The 19,544-nt window shown below is 40.3% G+C and carries 21 protein-coding genes; 7 read left to right on the top strand and 14 right to left on the bottom strand.

Annotated features, from left to right (window positions below; genetic code table 11):
- Positions 1-5: 5 nt before the first annotated feature.
- Both kduI and SAE01_RS00445 read right to left on the bottom strand, forming a co-directional pair.
- Positions 6-836 (bottom strand): 5-dehydro-4-deoxy-D-glucuronate isomerase, encoded by an 831-nt coding sequence (gene kduI / locus SAE01_RS00450; protein WP_147201559.1) that lies wholly within the window; start codon positions 834-836, stop codon positions 6-8.
- A gap of 145 nt (positions 837-981) precedes the next feature.
- On the bottom strand, positions 982-2,145 hold the full coding sequence (locus tag SAE01_RS00445; protein ID WP_147201558.1) for an aldose epimerase family protein: 1,164 nt from the start codon (positions 2,143-2,145) through the stop codon (positions 982-984).
- Positions 2,146-2,416: 271 nt separating this feature from the next.
- Here SAE01_RS00445 and SAE01_RS00440 point away from each other — a divergent pair, with 271 nt between their 5' ends.
- Positions 2,417-3,022 (top strand): chemotaxis protein CheB, encoded by a 606-nt coding sequence (locus tag SAE01_RS00440; protein ID WP_147201557.1) that lies wholly within the window; start codon positions 2,417-2,419, stop codon positions 3,020-3,022.
- A 123-nt stretch (positions 3,023-3,145) separates the two neighbouring features.
- Here the strand turns inward: SAE01_RS00440 and SAE01_RS00435 are convergent, their stop codons facing one another.
- From SAE01_RS00435 to SAE01_RS00420, 4 genes are all read right to left on the bottom strand, one after another.
- Positions 3,146-3,601 (bottom strand): response regulator, encoded by a 456-nt coding sequence (locus SAE01_RS00435; RefSeq protein WP_147201556.1) that lies wholly within the window; start codon positions 3,599-3,601, stop codon positions 3,146-3,148.
- Positions 3,602-3,855: 254 nt separating this feature from the next.
- Positions 3,856-4,755 (bottom strand): isoaspartyl peptidase/L-asparaginase, encoded by a 900-nt coding sequence (locus SAE01_RS00430; protein ID WP_147201555.1) that lies wholly within the window; start codon positions 4,753-4,755, stop codon positions 3,856-3,858.
- Positions 4,756-4,817: 62 nt separating this feature from the next.
- Positions 4,818-5,525 carry a YetF domain-containing protein gene (locus tag SAE01_RS00425; protein WP_147201554.1) on the bottom strand — a complete coding sequence of 236 codons (708 nt, stop codon included), beginning with the start codon at positions 5,523-5,525 and terminating at the stop codon, positions 4,818-4,820.
- 17 nt (positions 5,526-5,542) lie between these two features.
- A complete protein-coding gene (locus tag SAE01_RS00420; RefSeq protein ID WP_147201553.1) occupies positions 5,543-6,238 on the bottom strand; it encodes a DUF421 domain-containing protein in 696 nt (231 codons plus the stop codon).
- A gap of 350 nt (positions 6,239-6,588) precedes the next feature.
- Between SAE01_RS00420 and SAE01_RS00415 the strand changes: the two genes are divergently transcribed.
- Entirely contained in the window at positions 6,589-6,867 is a 279-nt protein-coding gene (locus SAE01_RS00415; protein WP_147201552.1) for a YtxH domain-containing protein, read from the top strand.
- Positions 6,868-6,977: 110 nt separating this feature from the next.
- Here the strand turns inward: SAE01_RS00415 and SAE01_RS00410 are convergent, their stop codons facing one another.
- Complete coding sequence (locus tag SAE01_RS00410) at positions 6,978-8,657, bottom strand: ABC transporter substrate-binding protein (protein WP_147201551.1); 1,680 nt, start codon at positions 8,655-8,657, stop codon at positions 6,978-6,980.
- Positions 8,658-8,987: 330 nt separating this feature from the next.
- Here SAE01_RS00410 and SAE01_RS00405 point away from each other — a divergent pair, with 330 nt between their 5' ends.
- Both SAE01_RS00405 and SAE01_RS00400 read left to right on the top strand, forming a co-directional pair.
- Complete coding sequence (locus tag SAE01_RS00405; protein ID WP_246113126.1) at positions 8,988-10,073, top strand: fatty acid desaturase; 1,086 nt, start codon at positions 8,988-8,990, stop codon at positions 10,071-10,073.
- Between the two features lie 131 nt (positions 10,074-10,204).
- Positions 10,205-11,521, top strand: coding sequence for an AI-2E family transporter (locus tag SAE01_RS00400; RefSeq protein WP_246113125.1), 1,317 nt, complete (start codon positions 10,205-10,207; stop codon positions 11,519-11,521).
- A gap of 59 nt (positions 11,522-11,580) precedes the next feature.
- Here the strand turns inward: SAE01_RS00400 and SAE01_RS00395 are convergent, their stop codons facing one another.
- Positions 11,581-12,144 (bottom strand): fasciclin domain-containing protein, encoded by a 564-nt coding sequence (locus SAE01_RS00395; protein WP_147201550.1) that lies wholly within the window; start codon positions 12,142-12,144, stop codon positions 11,581-11,583.
- 221 nt (positions 12,145-12,365) lie between these two features.
- Between SAE01_RS00395 and msrC the strand changes: the two genes are divergently transcribed.
- Together msrC and SAE01_RS00385 are read left to right on the top strand one after the other, a co-directional pair.
- Complete coding sequence (msrC, locus tag SAE01_RS00390) at positions 12,366-12,839, top strand: free L-methionine (R)-S-oxide reductase MsrC (protein ID WP_147201549.1); 474 nt, start codon at positions 12,366-12,368, stop codon at positions 12,837-12,839.
- Between the two features lie 70 nt (positions 12,840-12,909).
- Positions 12,910-13,404: a GNAT family N-acetyltransferase gene (locus SAE01_RS00385; protein ID WP_147201548.1), complete on the top strand. Its 495-nt coding sequence runs from the start codon at positions 12,910-12,912 to the stop codon at positions 13,402-13,404.
- A 30-nt stretch (positions 13,405-13,434) separates the two neighbouring features.
- On the opposite strand, the gene SAE01_RS00380 is transcribed toward SAE01_RS00385, so the two are convergent.
- The 6 genes from SAE01_RS00380 to SAE01_RS00355 all read right to left on the bottom strand — a co-directional run bounded on the left by SAE01_RS00380 (position 13,435) and on the right by SAE01_RS00355 (position 16,313).
- Positions 13,435-14,052 carry a SprT-like domain-containing protein gene (locus SAE01_RS00380; protein WP_147201547.1) on the bottom strand — a complete coding sequence of 206 codons (618 nt, stop codon included), beginning with the start codon at positions 14,050-14,052 and terminating at the stop codon, positions 13,435-13,437.
- Positions 14,045-14,437 (bottom strand): hypothetical protein, encoded by a 393-nt coding sequence (locus SAE01_RS00375; RefSeq protein ID WP_147201546.1) that lies wholly within the window; start codon positions 14,435-14,437, stop codon positions 14,045-14,047. Before SAE01_RS00375 ends, SAE01_RS00380 begins: the two co-directional genes overlap by 8 nt.
- 1 nt (position 14,438) lies before the next feature.
- Positions 14,439-14,657 carry an AtpZ/AtpI family protein gene (locus tag SAE01_RS00370; protein ID WP_147201545.1) on the bottom strand — a complete coding sequence of 73 codons (219 nt, stop codon included), beginning with the start codon at positions 14,655-14,657 and terminating at the stop codon, positions 14,439-14,441.
- A gap of 194 nt (positions 14,658-14,851) precedes the next feature.
- Positions 14,852-15,037 (bottom strand): GDCCVxC domain-containing (seleno)protein, encoded by a 186-nt coding sequence (locus SAE01_RS25130; protein WP_443096427.1) that lies wholly within the window; start codon positions 15,035-15,037, stop codon positions 14,852-14,854.
- A 29-nt stretch (positions 15,038-15,066) separates the two neighbouring features.
- On the bottom strand, positions 15,067-15,699 hold the full coding sequence (gene merTP / locus SAE01_RS00360) for a mercuric transport protein MerTP (RefSeq protein WP_246113124.1): 633 nt from the start codon (positions 15,697-15,699) through the stop codon (positions 15,067-15,069).
- Positions 15,700-15,917: 218 nt separating this feature from the next.
- The gene (locus tag SAE01_RS00355) at positions 15,918-16,313 is read right to left on the bottom strand and encodes a hypothetical protein (protein ID WP_147201544.1); all 396 of its coding nucleotides are present in this window, start codon (positions 16,311-16,313) and stop codon (positions 15,918-15,920) included.
- Positions 16,314-16,572: 259 nt separating this feature from the next.
- On the opposite strand from SAE01_RS00355, the gene porW reads away from it, so the two are divergent.
- Positions 16,573-19,524 (top strand): type IX secretion system periplasmic lipoprotein PorW/SprE, encoded by a 2,952-nt coding sequence (gene porW / locus SAE01_RS00350; RefSeq protein ID WP_147201543.1) that lies wholly within the window; start codon positions 16,573-16,575, stop codon positions 19,522-19,524.
- Positions 19,525-19,544: the final 20 nt, after the last annotated feature.

Genomic DNA, 19,544 nt, shown 5'->3' with positions numbered 1-19,544 from the left:
TTAAATTATCTAATGTCAGGTATGGCTACAGGGTCCATATCAGTGTAGTTATAGTTTTCCCCGGCCATGCCCCAGATGAAACCATAGTTAGCTGTACCGCAACCGGAATGGATTGACCAGGGTGGAGAAATTATAGCGGAATTGTTCTGTAGTACTAAGTGCCTTGTCTGCTGCGGCTCTCCCATAAAATGAAAGACGGCCTGCCCTTCCTGCACGTCAAAATAAAAATAAGCTTCCATTCTACGAGTATGTGTGTGACTAGGCATGGTGTTCCAAACGCTGCCTTTATCGAGAACAGTTAGTCCCATTACGAGCTGACAACTTTTGATACCTTCTGAATGAATGTACTTATAAATCGTTCTTCTGTTAGAGGTTGAAGGGTCTCCAATAGTTGTTGGCGTTGCTTCCTCTTTAGACAATTTCCTGGTAGGATAAGTCATATGAGCTGGTGCCGAAAGCAGGTAAAAAATAGCCGGAGTACCGGCTTCCTCACTTCTAAAAGTAACGGACTTTACACCCTTGCCAATATATAAACAATCTAGTCTTGATAAGTTGTGTGTCTCCCCATCTGCTTCTACGACTCCATTTCCACCAACATTAATAATTCCCATCTCCCTCCTTTCAAGAAAAAAATCGGCTCTTAGCTCGGCATGTGTTTCAAGAGACAACGTTTTAGTTACCGGTTTCGCTCCACCGATGATTACCCTATCGTAATGCGAATACACAAGTTTTACTTCATCATCGACCATCAAATTCTCAATTAGAAAATTATCTCTCAATTCTTGTGTATTCATACTTTTTGTCTCTCGTGGAGAACTTTCAAACCGTACTTCCATGTTATATTTTTTTGTAAGAATCAAATTTAAAACTGAAGTGCAAGAACTGTGCTTTTAAATTTTACCTCAGGCAGGAAATGAAAAATGCATGAAAAACTTTCATGCATTTTTTAATTTTTGCCTTTATTTCGTTCAAACCTTTAGGTTATTTTTCAAGTATTACTTTATACTTCGTCGTAGTATGATATTTTTCTCCCGGCTTCAAAATTGTTGAAGGAAAGTTTGGCCTGTTAGGAGAATCAGGAAAGTGCTGTGTTTCTAAACAAAGCGCAGCATGTTTTTGAATAGGAGTACCGAAACTGGTTTTAATAGTTCCATCTAAGAAGTTTCCTGAATAGAATTGAAGGCCCGGTTCAGTAGTATACACTTCCAACTTTCTTCCGGTTGAAGGATCTGATAAAGTAGCCACAAGATCCATAGAACCCATCTTGTGATTCAACACCCAGTTATGATCGTAGCCTCCGGGAACTGCGCTGATGCGCTCGCCGACAGTATGAGGTTCTGTAAAATCAAAAGGAGTTCCCTTAACCGGCTTCAATTCTCCTGTTGGGATCAAAGTCGTATCAACAGGGGTATACTTGTCGGCGTCAATCTTTAACGAATGATCGAGAATAGTATTTTTAGCATCGCCGGTTAAATTCCAATAACTGTGATTGGTAAGGTTAACAGGAGTTGCTTTATCTGTGTCGGCTTCATAATCGATGGTTAATTCATTATCGTCAGATAAAGAAAACCTTACAGAAACCTTCAAATTACCAGGATAGCCCTCTTCGCCATCCTTGCTTAAATAACTTAAGGTCAGAGCAGGTGTAGCACTATCTATCGGAGCAACATCCCATACTACTTTATCAAATCCCTTAAGACCACCGTGCAAAGCATTTTGACCATTGTTGGTTGCAAGCGTATAAGTGTTTCCGTCGAGAGTAAACTTGCCTTTTGCGATACGATTACCGTAGCGACCTACAGTAGCGCCAAAGTAAGGAGGCTTGGCAAGATAGCCTGACAATTCTTCGAAGCCCAGAACAATGTTGCTACTTGCCCCGCTTTTTGTAGGTGTGACGAAAGAGGTAACCGTACCGCCATAATTAGAAATTTTTACCTGTACTCCGTTCTCGTTTGTAAGTGTATAGAGAAAAACTTTTTTACCATCGGTCTCACCCCAATCTGATTGTTGTATCCCTGCTTTCGAAACTTTGGAAGTTGTATCAGAAGCGTTGCTTGATTCTGAACTGCTGCTGTTGTTGCCGCATGAAGTAAAGACGCCTGCCATTAAAATACCTAATGCTGAATTGACCACAATTTTTTTCATTTTATTTTTTTAATGTTATCCATTTTTACTGTTACAACTTTCGCATTGTGTACAGTAATTTTTTAGAACGCTAAAGTTAATTAAGTTAGTTATCTAAGTATTAATAAGTTAAAGGGATTTTTGTGCCTTTATTTAATCTTTTGTAAACTTACGGCATAATTTTTCCTACCTTTTAAGAAGAACAGGTTTTAGTTCTTAGGTATAGGTTTACTTTTAATTCACCCCCCGATACTACTTGTAATTTTTGCATCAGTTATCTAAATGTTTTACTATGAACCATAAATTTATTGTGGCGATTGGTTACTCAGAAGGTGGATTAGAACCTTTATTAACTTTCTTTGATCATGTTCCGCATGACCACGCCACATACATTATTTTAAGACATATTCCCGTAGGACAGCGAGGTGTGCTGACCGAAGTTTTGCAAAGGCATTCAAAGCTTGAAATTAAGGAGGCAATGGATGGGATGCTGATTGAAAGAGACATTGTTTACGTACCTCCTTCAAACAGTTACTTGTTGATAAAAGACGACCAGTTTTACCTGCAGCCGCGGGTCGTAGAATGGTCCAATTATAATTATTCTATCAACTGCTTTTTAAAATCGCTGGCAGAAGCGAAAGCCAGCAGAAGTATAGCTGTAATTCTTTCCGGTAGTGGGATAGATGGTGCTGCAGGCGTTATAGATATACATAAGGCTGGAGGTATGGTGATAATACAAAATCCTGCATCATGTGCTTACCCTGAAATGCCGGCAAATGCAATACAGACAGGATGCGTAGACAAAATATTAGAGGATTCAGAAATGCCTGAAACAATCACCAAACATGTACATGCAATATTAGAGAGGGAGAAGAACAAGACCCAACCGACGACATAGAAGCCCGATAACGAAAGAACATTTAGTTTTAGTTGATCTGCCCCGATTGCGGCTAGCTTTCCCGTGTTGCTGTTCGTTTAGAAATGCAATCTCTTTTTCATATCGGATAAAAGCAAATACAAATTATACCGTTTTTGTTTCTTCCCTAAGAACAAAATTCGATTTCTCAACTCTTTCACTTTTAGGCTTACCTAGTATGGTGATAGCGAGTTTAATTATTTTACACAACTCTTTGAACGAAGCAGGCTTAACAATATAAAACGAAGCGCCATACTTGTAGGCGTCTTCTATGTCTTTAATGTTTTTAGAAGTGGAATAAATAACAATTGGCGTGTTTGGAAGCAAATCAAGATTATAGATATCCTTTAAACAATTGATCCCATTTTTTAAGGGCATATTCAGATCAAGGAAAACAAGGTCGGGTTCAACATTGGTTTTAATATGCCTTAGTGCTGCTATACCGTCAACGACATGAGAACATTTGCCCGAAGGAAGGATATTTAAGATTGCCTCAGACAATAATTGGGCGTCATCATTATCATCATCAGCTATCAAGATATTTATTGAGGAAGAATTCATGTGTTGTTATTGGGTGGACGTTAATGGATGTATTAGGGCGAAGATAGGAATATATATAGTCATCGACCCCTGCCTTTGTTCATGCCGCTTGTCTTGCCGACGACTATTGAAAAATGCCGCGTCTTTCAGCCATCAATTGTTTTTAGTCAGTTCTATCTTTTTAATTTTCTGTCAGCTGATATTAGCTGATAGGTGTTTGAAATACAAAAATGCAATTGGTAAGTCAGACAGAAGAAGCCGGGGTACACCTGTAATTAGCGGGATGTTAGCCTTGCATCCACCATCTTTGGTTTAAGTGTATTAATGGCGTCTTTCAGCTTCATCACCTGGTCGTCGGCCAGCTTCCCCTGGAGATACACAATACTATCTTTGGTAATTGCTTCGATAGCGGGATAGTCTTTAAGAAGGCTATCTACGCCCTGCTTTAGTTGCTCGTCTGTACCAATTACAACAGGAGCAATCACTATGTTGTTTTTTACTTCTTTTACTCCATACACTGCTTTTACTGTTGTCTCAACCGTTATTGAACTGTCGCCTATTCTCCCCGGTACCTTATTCTCTAAACCGCCTGTTGAAGTTGCAGCAGCAACGTTACCATCTTTGTCAACAGCCACTGCGCCAACTGTTCCATGTTCCTTTTTTCGAACCTGGTACTCCCCGGCTTGCTGTATGCTGTTCGCTTCTTCCTTAGTAGCTTCTATATATTGCTCGTACGCGTGATCAGTGATAAAATAAGCTTCGGGCATTACACGCAATCCAAACTTGCCGGCTAGTTCAAGCGCGCCCATATCTCCAATATAGATGTGCTTAGTCTTGTCCATAATGGCTCTTGCAAGTGTAACAGGGTTTTTTACATTCCTTACAATCGCCACTCCTCCGGACTTCATCGTTTTACCGTCCATAATTGAGGCGTCCATTTCAACTTGTGCCTTTTCATTTAGTGCCGAACCACGTCCGGCGTTAAACAAGGCGTTGTCTTCTAAATAATTCACCGCTGCTTCCACTGCATCTACTGCACTTCCACCTGCCTCTAAAACACTATATCCTGTGTTTACTGCCTCCCGCAATCCCTGCTTGTAAGCCTCTGCATTCTTCTTAATAAATTCAGAGTCAGGACCTGCTCCGCCATGTACAAGCATCGTTAGTTTATTCATCTAAAGTGTTTTTAGTTCTTTTGATATTATTCCTGCAAAAACCTTCAAAGCTCCAGGAGACATTATTGCTTCTCCAGCACAGCTTTCGTCCACTCATTAGACCCACAATTGGTGCAGCTAACATCATTTCTTTTTCGTGTGTTGTTTTCTGGCATTTTTGCACCGCATTCTTTACAAATTCTCACGTCTGTCCAATTTAATTTTTCGTCTATAAATCCTTCATCCCAGTCTGGCAAAACCAGTAGACCCGGCTGCCTCTCTTCATTTTTTACCAGGGTAAAAGATCCGTTTGCTTCCATATAAACTCTTTTAGCAGCGCCTAAATGATTGAGGTTTTCTGAGCGTAGCTGTGCAAATAAACGTTCGCGGGTTACCCGTACCCGCTTCATGATGTTTACTCGCATAACACCATCCTCCACCAGCATATCAAGATCGCCTTGTGTCACCCGTTCAAACTTTTGACTTTTTATGCTGATGTAGGATATGAGGCGTACCAGACCAACTATAATAAAAGCAATAATAAAGGCAGGCAAAATTCCATTAGTAGGTGACAGCAAGGGTACACCAATAGCGGACGCAAGCGAAACAAGTGCGCCGAGTTCGACCCTACTTATCTGGCTAGACATTCTCTTGCCTAAAAACCTCATACTTACTATTAGGAGAAAGTATACCAAAAAACCACGGATAGCTAACTCAATATAGAATTCGGGCGGCACCTGCCCCAATAGAATTCTTGACCAATCTGTAAATTTTATTTCTTCCGGCTTCATGATTTTTTATGCAGGTGTTATTTCGATAAATATGCTTTTGTCCATTCTGTGACATTACAAAACTCGCAAGGCGTGTCTTTCTCCTTGGCCACCTGCGTATGTCCGCAATTGCAACAGGCCATAATGGAATCTTCTGATTGTGCTAAAACATCCTTAATGACAGGATCTGTGGAAGGAAAGACCGGCAGGCCGGGATGAGCCTTTTCAGCTTCATACACACTCAAAATACCACACGCTTCGAGGTAAGCTCGTTTAACTCCGCCTAAGTTTGGAATTTTCTTTTCTCTTATTAAAGCAAACAGTTGCTGCTTGGTAATTTGCGTTTTCCCCATTTCTTCCAAAATCATAGTACCGTCTTTTACCAACAAGCTCATTTCACCTTGAGAGAGCTTTTCAATTTTTTCATTTCTAAATCCCAGGTAATTAAGGCCACGCTGAAAAACAATGGCAACGGCAAACACCACAACGCCAAATGCAATTCCCCTGTCAGGTAATTGCATTATGGGAGACACGATAGCACCAAGGGTAATCATGACAGATAATTCAACGATAGTGACCTGGCCCGACATTCTCTTGCCCATGAGGTGTACTGCTAACATTAGCAACATAAAAATGAGGATGGTTCTCACAGCCACCTCACCCATAAACTCTGGCGGTGTTTGCCCAAATAGTATTCGTTTAATATCCCCAAGATGAATTTCTTCTTTTTTCATGCCCCTTATTTTAACGCATGATACAGCTAAGAAAAATCAAGCCAAAACATGTAAATTTATTAAAATACGTCGGGAGTAATCGGTGAAGTAATAAAAATAAGGTGCGAGGTCTCTTTTTTTGCACCTCACCTTTTAACGGGAGCCTTCTGAGTAAAAGAGCTGTGGAATGAAGTTCACAAACAACGGTTTGTAGAAAGCGATGAGCCTGGAGACGACATTTCCAACGTTTAAAAGGTTTATTCCTACACTTGTCGCTATTCTTAAATAACCTTAGAAAGGTCTAGACCTTTGACAACTTCAATTGGCACTGTTTTTTCAAATTATAAGAATTAACAACAAAAACATTTATTATGAACTCGGGACCAAAAGTGTTATTAGGCGCGATAGCTGGCGCGGCAATAGGAGCTGTTATAGCAGGTATATTTACTGAAGAGGGAAATGAGCTAAAAGAAAAGGTAGTTCAGGGCGGTAAAGATTTAACAGACAATCTGAAAGAAAAACTAAGTGATGCGACAACTAATATTAAAGAGGCAGCCTCAGGCGCGTACGAAAGTGTAAAACAAACTGCAACAGACTTTGTAGGGACAGCAACAAACAAAGCATCAAGTACAGCAAGTAATTCTAAATAATCAACTGCTGCCTCTCCTTTTTATTAAGTACCGATTAGGTCTTTATAGGCTGGCGTCGGTACTTTTTTGTTTGATTTAGTGTGACAGTTCATTTGAAATTTAGTTCCCTTCTACTCCTTGTTCGAAATCTTAACCCATCGTAGTTCGAGCAGATTTAATGCATTAGGTCTTATGCCCTGTACGTTCTTATTAACGAGATGAATAGCCATATCATAAAATAACGGAACGACAGGAGCATCATTTATTACAAGTTGATCCATTTGCCGATATAAACTGAACCTGGTGCTATCATTATTCTCTAGTAATGATTTTTCATATAAAACATCAAAAGCCGGATTTTTATAGCGGGTATAATTTGGAGGGGCAGGATTCTTACTATAAAACATTGCCATGTAATTTTCCGCATCAGGGTAATCTGCAATCCAGCTACCACGAAAGAACGGCGCTTTTGATTTGGCAGTCTGCTCGAGCAATAAGCTTTTCTGAATCACCTCAACCTGTACTTTAATACCCGTTTCCTCCAACTGCTTAGCCACAAAGCTGCCAATGTCTGCGTATATAGGAATGGTGAGCAAAGTAATCGCAGGCATATTTTTTCCGTTTTCAAAACCAGCTTCTTTCAATAGCCTTCGCGCCTTTGCCGGATCGTACGGATAACCTTTTACCAATTCAGCATTTCTCGACGGTAGTCCTGCCGGCACAAAACCACCCTCAGCTGCAATGCCTATTGAGTTGCGCATGTACATCATGAGTTTGTGGCGATTTATAGAACTGTTGATCGCCTGTCGAACTGCTTTTATTTGTAGGGGAGAACTTTTGATTTGGGCCTTTTTTTCATCTACCAAAATGCCCAGGTATTCAGTATTCAGGTAAGCATGTTTATTCAACACTATTTTTTGTCGCCAGTCTTCCCTAAGCTCACCTGCTTTAGTCAACACCTCATCTTTAAACGACGGATCAATATCGTTTACAAAACTTAATTGGCCTTGTTGAAAAGCTAGAAATTCTGTAGCCCTGCTATCGAGAAAAGAAATTTTTACCGCGTCGAGATAAGGCAGTTGGTTTCCTTTATCATCTTTTTCAAAGTAGTGAGGGTTTTTATGCAACACAAGCGCTTGCCCTTCTTCCCAGAACCTGAATTGAAACGGACCCGTTCCACATGGATGACTGCGGAAATCTTTTCCATATTTTTCAACCACTTCCTTCGGAATAATGCTGCAATAGGGCATAGTTAAAATGCCTAAAATGGGATGAAAAGGGCGAAGGAGTTTTAGCTGAAAAGTGGAGTCATTAACGGTAGTGAAAGGATGCAAACTATCAACCCGGTTATTAAAAATCCAGGCGCCACTGCTAGCCGTCGATTTATTTATAATCCTCGACAAACTATACACAACGTCTTCCGCCACTAGCCTTCTACCCTTTCCTTCCTCAAATGCTTCGTTATCATGAAAGCGTACATCTTGTCGTAAATGAAAAGTGTATAGCAACCGCTCGTTGTCGACTTCCCAACTTTTTGCAATGGAGGGAACAATGTTGAGGTTACTGTCGGTTTCGACCAAAGTATTGTATAGCTGATGGCTTGTCCATATCGTTGCCTGGCTTTTAGCAAAAGCCGGATCTAATGTAGAGACACCTTCAGTTAGATTAAAAGAGAAAACCTGCTTATCATTAGTGCTACGCGTTCCACATCCAGATACGACAAAACAAAGAATGATAATGAAACAATAAGCCTGAATATAAACTTCCCGACTTATCAGGCTACCTAATGTGGGTTCTTTTTGTTGATGCATTTTAATGGGCTACTATTTATATCGCAAGAGCTGCTCTTGCCCCTTGCAGTAAAACTATCGCAAATGTAGAACAAGGCTTTTTGTACAAGCGTTCTGCGCATCGCTTTAGTATTTCATTTTTCATTTTTTGATCATCAAAACAAGCATGCAAGAATATGGTGATACTTAAAATCAGTCTTTATTATCATAAAGGTTACTTCTAGATATCCTTTTTAAATCATATCTAAAGGAATGGGTGTTAGAGCTATCCGAAATACCATCTCAATTTCATCCTGCAATAACAAAAGATTATCCTGATAATTAACCGTTTATCAATGTAAAAAAGGTAGCTTGACCCTTTATTTATATTTATTCTTACTACTAATGCCATTATTAGATTACATCCTCGAAGAACCATCCTATGGTTGGAAAGACACTACGGGAAACTTAGTAAAGCCTACTCCCGGTCAAATTTTAAGAGAGTTTTTCTCGAGGTTAAACATCTTTAAAACAAAGAAAAACTGGCTTCCTTTTATTAGTTGGCTAACCGTAGTTTGTTTGGCTCCGTTTCTTTTTCTTTTTATTTTCAAATACTTTACCTGGCCCCGTTTTGCTGCAGCGTTTGTTTATAGTATGATCATCATGGGTACTCATGGTACTATCTGGCATCATAGATACTGCACGCACAGGGCTTATAAATTCCGCAACAATTTCTGGCGCTTCTTTACCCAGAACCTCACACTAAAAGCGATTCCTGAAGAAATTTACGCTCTCTCCCATCATGTGCACCACGCAAAGTCAGATGAGCCCGGAGATCCTTACAATGCAAATGCTGGTTTTTTATATTGCTTTCTTGCTGATGTTAATCATCAGCCTATCAATAGAAATCTTTCTGAGGCAGATTATAATCGTGCCCTTGTTCTCATGAAGCATACAGGGGTAAATCCAAATACCTACGCTCAATATCTACAATGGGGATCCGTTGCTAACCCTTGGCGCACCCTTGCTGGCATTGCCCTGAACTGGGGTTTCTGGTATCTTGTTTTTTTCCTTATTGGTGGTCATGGTCTGGCTTGTGCATTATTTGGTGGTGCTGGAGTTTGGGCAGTGGGCGTTCGCACTTTTAACTATGAAGGTCATGGAAAAGGTCAGGACAAGCGTACTGAAGGTGTCGATTATAACAGAAACGACATGTCGATCAATCAACTCTGGCCTGGAATAGTGGCAGGAGAATGGCACAACAATCACCACTTATATCCTAAAAGTGCACGTTCAGGTTTCAAGCCATATCAAATTGATTTCGCCTGGTACTATATAAAATTTATGAGCATGGTTGGCGCGGTTTCATTCTACAGAGACTCAAAAAAGCAGTTTTATAAAGACCACCACGAACCATACGTTAATACCAAAAAGGAAAAGATTATATCAACCAACTAGTTGGATAAAGAAGGCCTGAAGCGAAAGTTTCAGGTTTTTTTTGTCCTGAACTTTTCGATATTTAATCAGCATCGTTGCGGCGCTCCGTTCAAGCTTTCATTCTTTTTTCAACAGATTTTGTTAATGCGAAAATGGATGTCGCGCTCCGTGCGTTTGCACCCACTTTTAATGCAGCCTCGTTTTTTGTAGTTTCATCTCATACCTGTTTTCAACATATTGCCAGGGGCATGGTTTTTCGTTTCAAGCCTCTTGTTAGCAATCAATCTTTTTCAATAGGATTTAAATTAACAGCAAAATCGATAATGACTACTTCAAGCAAGCCCTTCAACGCACCCTTCTATACTAAGCTGGCAATGATACTCGTGAGCCTGATCGCGCTAGGGTACATTTTTATTTTAGGCAAACAAGTCCTTTCACCCCTTCTGTTTTCTTTTCTCTTTTCAATCGTGCTTTTGCCTGTTGCAGATCTTGCGGAAAAAAGGCTCAAACTACCAAGAAGTGCTTCTTCGGGTTTGGCCGTTATCCTGTTGATTGTATTCGTTTCCCTAATTGTTTACTTTGTCGGCTCTCAACTATCTGATCTTGCGCAAGACTGGCCTCTATTTAAAGTACAATTTGCAGCCACCCTCGATGACATTCACACGTGGATAGGAAAAACTTTTCACATTAACACGGCGAAGCAAATCAGGTACGTGCACAACGCGACAGATAAAATGATGTCGGCAAGCACATCGATGATCGGTGCTACCGTACTTTCACTATCGTCTATTTTATTGTTTCTTGTTTTTGTAATGATCGACACATTCTTCCTGTTGTTTTATCGCAAGCTGATTATAAAATTTTTGGTGGCTGTTTTTGCAGAAGAAAATTCTGAGACAGTGTATGATATTGTTGCACAGGTACAAAACATCATCCGGAAATATATCCTTGGGCTCTTACTTGAAATGGCCATTGTTGCAATAGCTTGTTGTATTGCTTTCTCGATTATCGGTATTAAATACGCCGTGTTGTTGGGTCTTATAACAGGCCTGTTTAACATTATTCCTTACATAGGAATATTTACCTCGCTCGTGCTCAGCACGCTAATTACCATTGGGAGCGCGGCTACGACAACCAAGATCGTATTGGTGATGGTAACCATAGTAGTAATGCACCTGATAGACAGCAATATTCTGCTCCCCGTGATTGTTGGATCCAAGGTTAAAATCAATGCCTTGATTACTTTATTAGGAGTTATTATTGGCGAAATGTTTTGGGGTATCCCGGGAATGTTTTTGTCAATTCCTGTAATTGCTATTGCTAAGGTTGTATTCGACAGAATTGAAAGCCTCAAACCATGGGGTCTTTTGCTGGGCGATGAAAAAGATGAAGAACAACAGGGCAAAATGCCGGCAGAAGTAAAAAAGGAAGAGGTAGTTGAAGAAGCAAATGCAGTTAAACCTGCATAGTAATACCAATAAAAAAGGAGCCATTGCTGGCCCCCTTCCATTCAAAACTCCGCTAACTTTTACTTCGGTAAAAGAACAGTATCAACTACATGAATAACTCCATTGCTTTGATTTACATCCTTAATAGTTACTTTACTCATTCCGCCTTTCTCATCTGTTACAATGATATTGTTTCCTTTCATCATAAAAGTTAACTCGCCACCCTGAACAGTTTTTGCTTTAAACGTACCACCATTCTTCTTAATCATACCCATCAGTGCTGAACTGCTAATGTTACCAGCAACAACATGATAAGTAAGCACAGAAGTCAGCTTATCTTTATTTTCTGGCTTAAGCAAAGTTTCTACTGTACCTGCAGGTAGTTTATTGAACGCCTGGTTAGTTGGTGCAAAAACTGTAAACGGTCCTGCACTCTGTAATGTTTCTACTAAACCGGCCGCTTTTACTGCTGCAACCAACGTTGTATGATCCTTGCTATTTACCGCGTTTTCAACGATGTTTTTTGATGGGTACATTGCTGCTCCACCAACCATCATTGTTTTTTCTGATTGTGCAAATGTTGCACCTGTAATCAATAACATAAACGCGAATGTTATCCCTTTTTTTAGAGCTAATGCTTTCATTTCTAGTATTTTATTTGTTTGAAGTATCTACGGGATAATATTAAAGCCGGATTTTAACCAGGTAAAATATTTAATTGAAATCTTACTATTTGCGGACCCTTTAACTCAATTATTCGTTGCTGTTTAGCGTATCAGTAAAAAGAAATAAAGCTCGTTAAACACGACCGCTTAAAGCGAGGTTGGCGTGCCCACTTAATTTATCTTTGCAGCCAAATAATACTATGGCCGAGGATTTAAATATTATACAAGGAAGCAAAGAAGAGCAATACAAAGCACTCGTTCCTCAGATAGAAGGTTTGTTAACCGGGGAACCCGATGTGGTCGCAAACATGGGTAATGTAGCGGCCGCACTAAAAGAGCAGTTCAATTGGCTTTGGGTAGGTTTTTATGTAGTGAAAAATGACGAGTTGGTGCTTGCTCCTTTTCAAGGGCCGGTTGCCTGCACAAGAATAGCTAAAGGCAGGGGCGTTTGTGGCGCAGCCTGGCAACAAGCAACAACTTTGATAGTCCCCGATGTAGAAAAGTTTCCCGGTCATATTGCTTGTAGCAGTTTGTCTAAATCTGAGATTGTAGTTCCAATTAAAAAAGATAAGCAGGTAGTTGCAGTGCTCGATGTAGACAGTGTGGAGTATGACCTGTTCGATGAAATTGACAAAAGATACCTCGAGGAAATCGTAGACCTGCTAAAGTTCTAAAATGAGCTGTAATTCTCTTTATCCATGTTTGTAAAATCGCTACTTAAAACAATCAAAGCTCTAAGTTTTCATGCAAATAGAAAATGATATTTTAATAAGAAAAATTGAGCTGAAGGATAATAATATGCTGGCTTCCATCATCCGTTCAAGTCTTGCCGAGTTTGGTGCAAATAAACCCGGGACGGTTTTCTTTGATAACACTACAGATCATCTCTACGAAATGTTCCAGGAACCGGGCAGCATATATTTTGTTGCAGAAAAGGATGGTAAGATATTGGGAGGCGCAGGCATTTATCCTTCAACAGGTTTGCCCGCAGATACTTGCGAACTGGTTAAAATGTATTTACAACCTGCAGCACGAGGCAAAGGTTTGGGAAAGCTGTTAATAGATAAATCTCTTGAATTTGCAAAGCACTATGGTTATCTACAGGTGTATATTGAGACAATGCCAGAACTAAGAAAAGCGGTAAGTGTGTATGAAAAGTTTGGCTTTGAATATCTCAACGCCCCTTTGGGCAACACAGGTCACTTTGGTTGTGACGTGTGGATGCTGAAGAAGCTTTAAATGGATAAAGTGTTCACTGTGATTGCATAATTAAATCAACTCAACCTCAAAAACAGGACTAAACAAATACACTTTTTTTGTCCCCACTTCTTCGCATCTGTAGCGTTTTCTAAGCCTTTCACCTTTTTTGAAAATCCTTCCATCTTTCATTTTAAACAGGGCGTGTGGTGGCACTTCTTCAACTAGCATTTGGCCTTCAGCTTTTGCGTCGTAATTTCTCAGCGTGCGCATCAGGCTTTCCTCAGCGCAACTGCTTGCTCCCGGGTTGTGCAGGGTCGCCAACAGTTCCTGCTCAATGTCTGCAGGAAATACTTTGCTTTTTATAAACTGCGCAAGCAACTGCCCGAAGATCGTCTTCCATTCCCGCCCGTGCGACTGAACCCGGTTGCCATATTTTTCAAAAGTCAGCAGGTGGGCAAGCTCATGTAAGAGTGTAATTAGAAATGAGAATTTATTGAGGTTTCCGTTTACGCTTATTCTATGGTTACGATTATTGTGTGCATTGCGATAGTCGCCCAAGATACTTTTGCGTTCCCTGGCTATCGTTAAGTGCACCTTGTACTGCTGCAGGTAAGCAGCTACAGGAAGAAAAGTGTTTGGAGGTAAAAAATCGTTCAGTGCCTGTAGCGGATGCTCAGTTTTAGACATTCTTCTTTGCGTTACTTTGTTTCATTACTACTGAAAGCTCTACGAAAGTGTACACGAGGTACAAGCCCATGCACGCGAATAAAGCAGGTCTGTTTAAATTTTTCCCCGAGGCGAAAATATAAATGAAAGCTCCGATAGCACAGGCAAAGAGCTTTACTAACACACCGCTGTATGCATTTCTTAAAAACAGCTGCGTTCTTTCGGCGTTTAATCCCTTTGTTAAAAGATGCATGGAGACAACGGTTACCAGGTAAATAAACAAATTACCGGCGCTTAGTACTTGCCAGTCGCAGCCGTGCTGCTCTAAAAATTTCCGGAAGAAAAGGATGAGCGCACCCACAATTAAAAATATGGCGACAAGTGGTAGTATACTTCTATTAAACATGTTACTTTTTTGAGGTGTCTTTAATTATCTGCCAAATCATGCCAACTAACACCAGCAGAGGCAAAATCCATACGAGCAAAGGTGTTGAAAATGAGAGCCATTTGTCCAACTTCAAACCGATAAAAACGGCGAGGGCAAGGCTGATCATCAGTTGGGTAGCTAACCCCAGGTATTTCATCAACAACTTATTGTTTCCCTTATTTGGCTCGTCAATATTCATAGCGTTTTTTCTGCGGACGGATAGTGAGCAATTAAAATTATGCGACAAAGTTACTTTCAAAACAACAAACGAATTTTTACAAGCATTGTGATATCGACGAGGTAACTCCTTTCAACATCGTTGTGTCACTCACTTGTACTTTCATCTTTTTTGGGCAGCTTTTATCAGACCGGAGAATTTCATCGCCTCAAGTTTTAAGAACAGCAAGAACTTCCTTCTTGTATTGGCGGACACTTTACTGAACCATAACTACAAAAAACACAGCAGTGGCCCTCTTTTGGTTTAAGTCTTATATGGCAGTTTTTACACTCGTAGAAAAACACGCAAGCATCTGTTGGCATGGTCTCTTGCTGCTTGTAACCACAAACAGGACACGAGATTATTGAGTTAAGGCTAATTGTTTTTCCATTTAGTTCTTTACCATTGTTTGTGAGACTACCCTATAACCTGTGGAATTTATTGCAGCAGCTATACTGTCAATAGTGGTTTTGCTGCCGTCAAACTTTACCGTGCTTATTGCCTTATCATAAGAAGTCTGATAATTAATTACTCCCTTAACTGTAGTGATCTTACTATTCACATGGTCGGTACAACCTTCGCAGGTCATACCACTAATAGTGAATACGGCTTGCTTGTAACCAGCCGTTTCTAAAGTAATTCCTTGTGCCTGCTGAGGCTTTTTGTAGAAAGCTTCCGCATAGTAAGGAAAAAGGATCATGGCAAATGCTAAGACAGTAACAATACTTAGAAGTGTCTTCGATTGCAAGAAAGATTGTTTGTTCCCCACCTCGCATGCGCAGTCGGCTTGCTTTTGCGGCCGTAGCTTTTGATACCAGGCAAAGGCAAAAACGAATATTGTCAATCCTACGAAATGAGGCCTAAAAGGTTCAATCCACGAAAACGAAGAGATCATACCAGTTGCGCCACCTACAACTGTTAATAGAGGTGCGATACAACAAAGCGAGGCCGCTATAGCCGTAGTTAAGCCGGTAATAATAGTGGTGCTATTTTTAGTTGAGGTGATCATACTTCGGGGAGGCAAAAATAAAATTTAAACTGTTAGAAATTAGACAATCAGCAAAACGTGGTAGCAAGCGGTAATGATTTTTGAAACAAGCCATGAACATATTAATAGCAAAAAACGAAAAATGCCAACAAAAGATTAAAACGCTTAAACGGAGCGTCGCAACGGAAGCAACAACAAAGCGTTGAAGTATTGTCCCCAAAAAAATAATCGGCATGTGAACCAGAAATCAGAAATTATTCTTTAATCGTAGGCTCTTTAGGAACTTTTATAACGGTCGTATCTAATTTGCCGCTAATGTCGCCAGTCAACACCTTTTTGAAGTTTTGTAAATACTGATCCTTGTACCGCATGCTTTGTTCGAGAGAGTCTGCCTTCATTTTTAAAACCTGCAACTCACGACGCGAATGCTGGGTTCCATAACCAGGTAAATATTCTTTTAAAGGCGTAAAAACAATAAGAGCCACCGTGAGGGTGATCAAAATGACGAAAATGCTGCTGAACATGATGTATACACTAAGCCGCGACAATTTGAACGTTACCACTTCTTCATAGGTATCATCATTCATAATTACCAGGCGGTAGCGGTTACGAAGTTGATTGAGTGAAGTGTTGGCCTGCAGTTTAGCCATAGAGTAATGTAAAAGTTAAAGGTAGCGATTGAGCCGTACGTATGAAGGGGGAAAAGAAAATAAATGTACTTTTAAGCGCTCAAAAGGCGTTATGGTATGAAGGTTTTTTGAAAGTTGTTGTTGCGAAACCAAGGGGGTAGCTTTTGCAAAGATTGTTGTAGCACCCAAAAAAACATGAGCGCATTTGTAAGAACAAAAAAATATAATACCATTAAGATCCATTATTACTATAAATATTACTAAGCTCAGGAACTCATACATGTATAACATCCGTTTTTTATTTATATCCCTAACTTTCTTTTTATCCTTCCTGGTTGGACATGCACAGCCGGGGGCTGAAATTGAAGTTAAAAAACCGAAGAAATACGAAAATCGGAAACTGGCCTCAGAAAAAACAGGCGAGAAAAAATTTACCATTCCACGAAAACTTTACCAAAATACTGTAACCCATTACAATTATTATTTCAACGCAAACAACCGTCTCAACGAATTAGTTAACTCATCAAAAATTGCTTTTAAAGACGATTACTCCCAGTTATTACCTTTTTACAATTACACCTTAGAGCAGACTTCACAAAGTAAACAGGATTTAGATTCAATTATCTACAAGTGTACAGCCGGCATTCTATTGCACGACCTGCGCAATAGCTGGATTGACAATATGTACCTGCTGATGGCGAAAGCGTATTTTTTTAGGAACGACTTAGACTCCGCTGCGCTGACCCTTCAATACCTGAATTTTTCTTATGCTCCTAAGGAGTCTGGTGGATACGACAAACCAATTGGTAGTAACGCCAGTAATGAAACCGGGGAATTTAGTATTGCTACAAAAGAAAAAAACAGCATCTGGACAAAACTGACCAGCAGGCCGCCAAGCCGCAACGAAAGTTTTATCTGGCAAATAAGAAATCATATTGAAAAAAACGAATTGCCTGAAGCCTCAGGGGTAATTGAAATTCTCAGGCACGACCCCAACTTTCCTAAAAGGTTGCAAACGGATTTGCACGAGGCTATGGCTTACTGGTTTTATAAACAACAGGTGTATGACAGTGCCGCAATTCATTTGAATCAGGCCTTAGATGAAGCAGCTAACAACCAGGAAAAAGCACGATGGGAATACCTGATTGCCCAGATGTACCAGCTCTCGGACAAGAACGAGGAAGCGGTTAAATATTACGAGAAGAGCATTTCTCATACGACCGATCCTGTAATGGATGTGTACGCACGATTAAACTCTATTCGCATTAATCGAAGCGACAAAAAAGATTTCCTCCAGGAAAATATCGACGCCCTTTTGAAGATGGCGCATCGCGAAAAGTATTTAAACTATCGTGATATTATTTATTATGCTGCTGCAAGTATTGAGATGGAAAGGAACAATTTTGCCAATGCGAAGAATGATCTCTTAAATAGTGTAAAGTATAGCGTTAACAATCCAACCCAAAGAAGCCAATCCTTCCTGTTACTCGGCGATCTCAATTACAACCGCCGCTCTTACTCAGACGCTTACAACTACTACGATAGCACTGATATAAACGCGCTTACCAGCGATGCTGACAAAAATCGCATCACCATGAGAAAGCCACACTTAAAAACGATAGCTGAAAACACAACAATAGTCTTAACGCAAGACAGTCTACAGGCTCTTGCAAAATTACCCCAAGACCAAAGAGATGCTATTATTAAAAAGCAGGTTAAGCTGCTGCGTAAGGCACAAGGATTAAAAGAAGACGATGCCCCAAATATTAATGCAGCAGTAAAGCAGGTGCCTGATCTTTTTGCAGACAATAACAAGTCAACTGATTTTTATTTTTATAACAGCGGAGCAAAGGCACGGGGCTTTAGTGAATTTAGGGCGCGCTGGGGCGAAAGACCTAATGTCGATAACTGGAGAAGAAAATCTGCACTGGATCGACAGATTCAAAAAATTGCGGACGTAGATGATGTACCGGGGAAGGCCGTGGTAGAACAAAAAGTGGCTAATAATTCTTACGAGGGTTTGCAACAAGACATCCCGACAACACAAGAGAAATTAGACGCCAGCAACAAAAGCATTATGGAGGCCCTGTTTTCTTCAGGTCAAACATTCCTAAACAAATTAGAAGAGTACCCTGCCGCAATACTAGCATTCGAAGATTTACTAAATCGTTTTCCTAATTCCACGTACAAAGAAGAGGCTTTATTCAACCTCATATACGCATACGAGAAAACCGGCGACAAGTTAAAAGCTGACCAGTACAAGAAACAATTGATAAGTGCATCGCCGGAAAACAAGTTTGCAAAACTGGTTGCCAATCCTCCGGCTAATACGAGCAAAGCTGAGGCAAGTCCTGCTACAAAACAATACGAGCAGATCTACAACCTTTTTATAGAGGGTAAGTTTGATGAAGCAAAAAATCAAAAGAAAGTAGCGGATAGCACTTATGGAAAATCGTTCTGGACACCCCAATTGCTTTTCATCGAATCCATTTATTACATTAAGCAAAAAGAGGACAGCACTGCAATAAAAGTGTTGACAGATCTATCAAATCTTTACGCACAAGATCCAATGGCAGCAAGAGCCAAAACAATGATCGACGTCTTGAAAAGAAGAAAAGAAATTGAAGATTACCTGACAAAGCTCGAAGTGACGCGCAACGAAGATGCTGCTACTCCTGTCAACAATAATCCGCCTGTCGCCACCCCTCCTGCCCCGGCAAAAATCGTAACAGTGCCTCCGCCTGCAAATAAAGATTCTGTTGTTGTTACAAAGCAGTCAGCTGTTTCACCAGCTACTTCAAATGTTAAAAAAGACACTGTCGCTGCACCTCCGCCGGTTGTAGTTAAGAACTTTAGTTTTGTTGCCACCGACCCACATTATGTCGTTGTTCTCTTAGATAAAGTGGACCCCGTTTACGCCACTGAAGCCCGCAACGCTTTCAATCGTTTTAACAGGGAAAAATATTATAACCAGAAAATAGATATTTCAGGGGTGAAACTAAATGAACAGTTTAATCTTGTTTTGCAAGGACCGTTTCCAGATGCAAATGCGGCACTAGATTATATTGACAAAGTACGACCGGTCGCAAAAAGCCGAATTCTCCCTTGGCTTACAGCTGACAAGTTTAGTTTCCTTGTAATCAGTGACGCCAATCTTGAAGTGTTGAAAGCGAAACAAGATATGGAGGCTTACAAACTGTTAATACAAAAAGCCCTTCCCGGCAGATTCTAAAATGAAAGTGTAAGTTGTTT

Origin of the sequence: Segetibacter aerophilus, assembly GCF_007991655.1 — a bacterium.
In the GTDB taxonomy this organism is placed as follows: Bacteria; Bacteroidota; Bacteroidia; order Chitinophagales; family Chitinophagaceae; genus Segetibacter; species Segetibacter aerophilus.
This window is presented reverse-complemented; position numbering and strand designations above follow the sequence as displayed.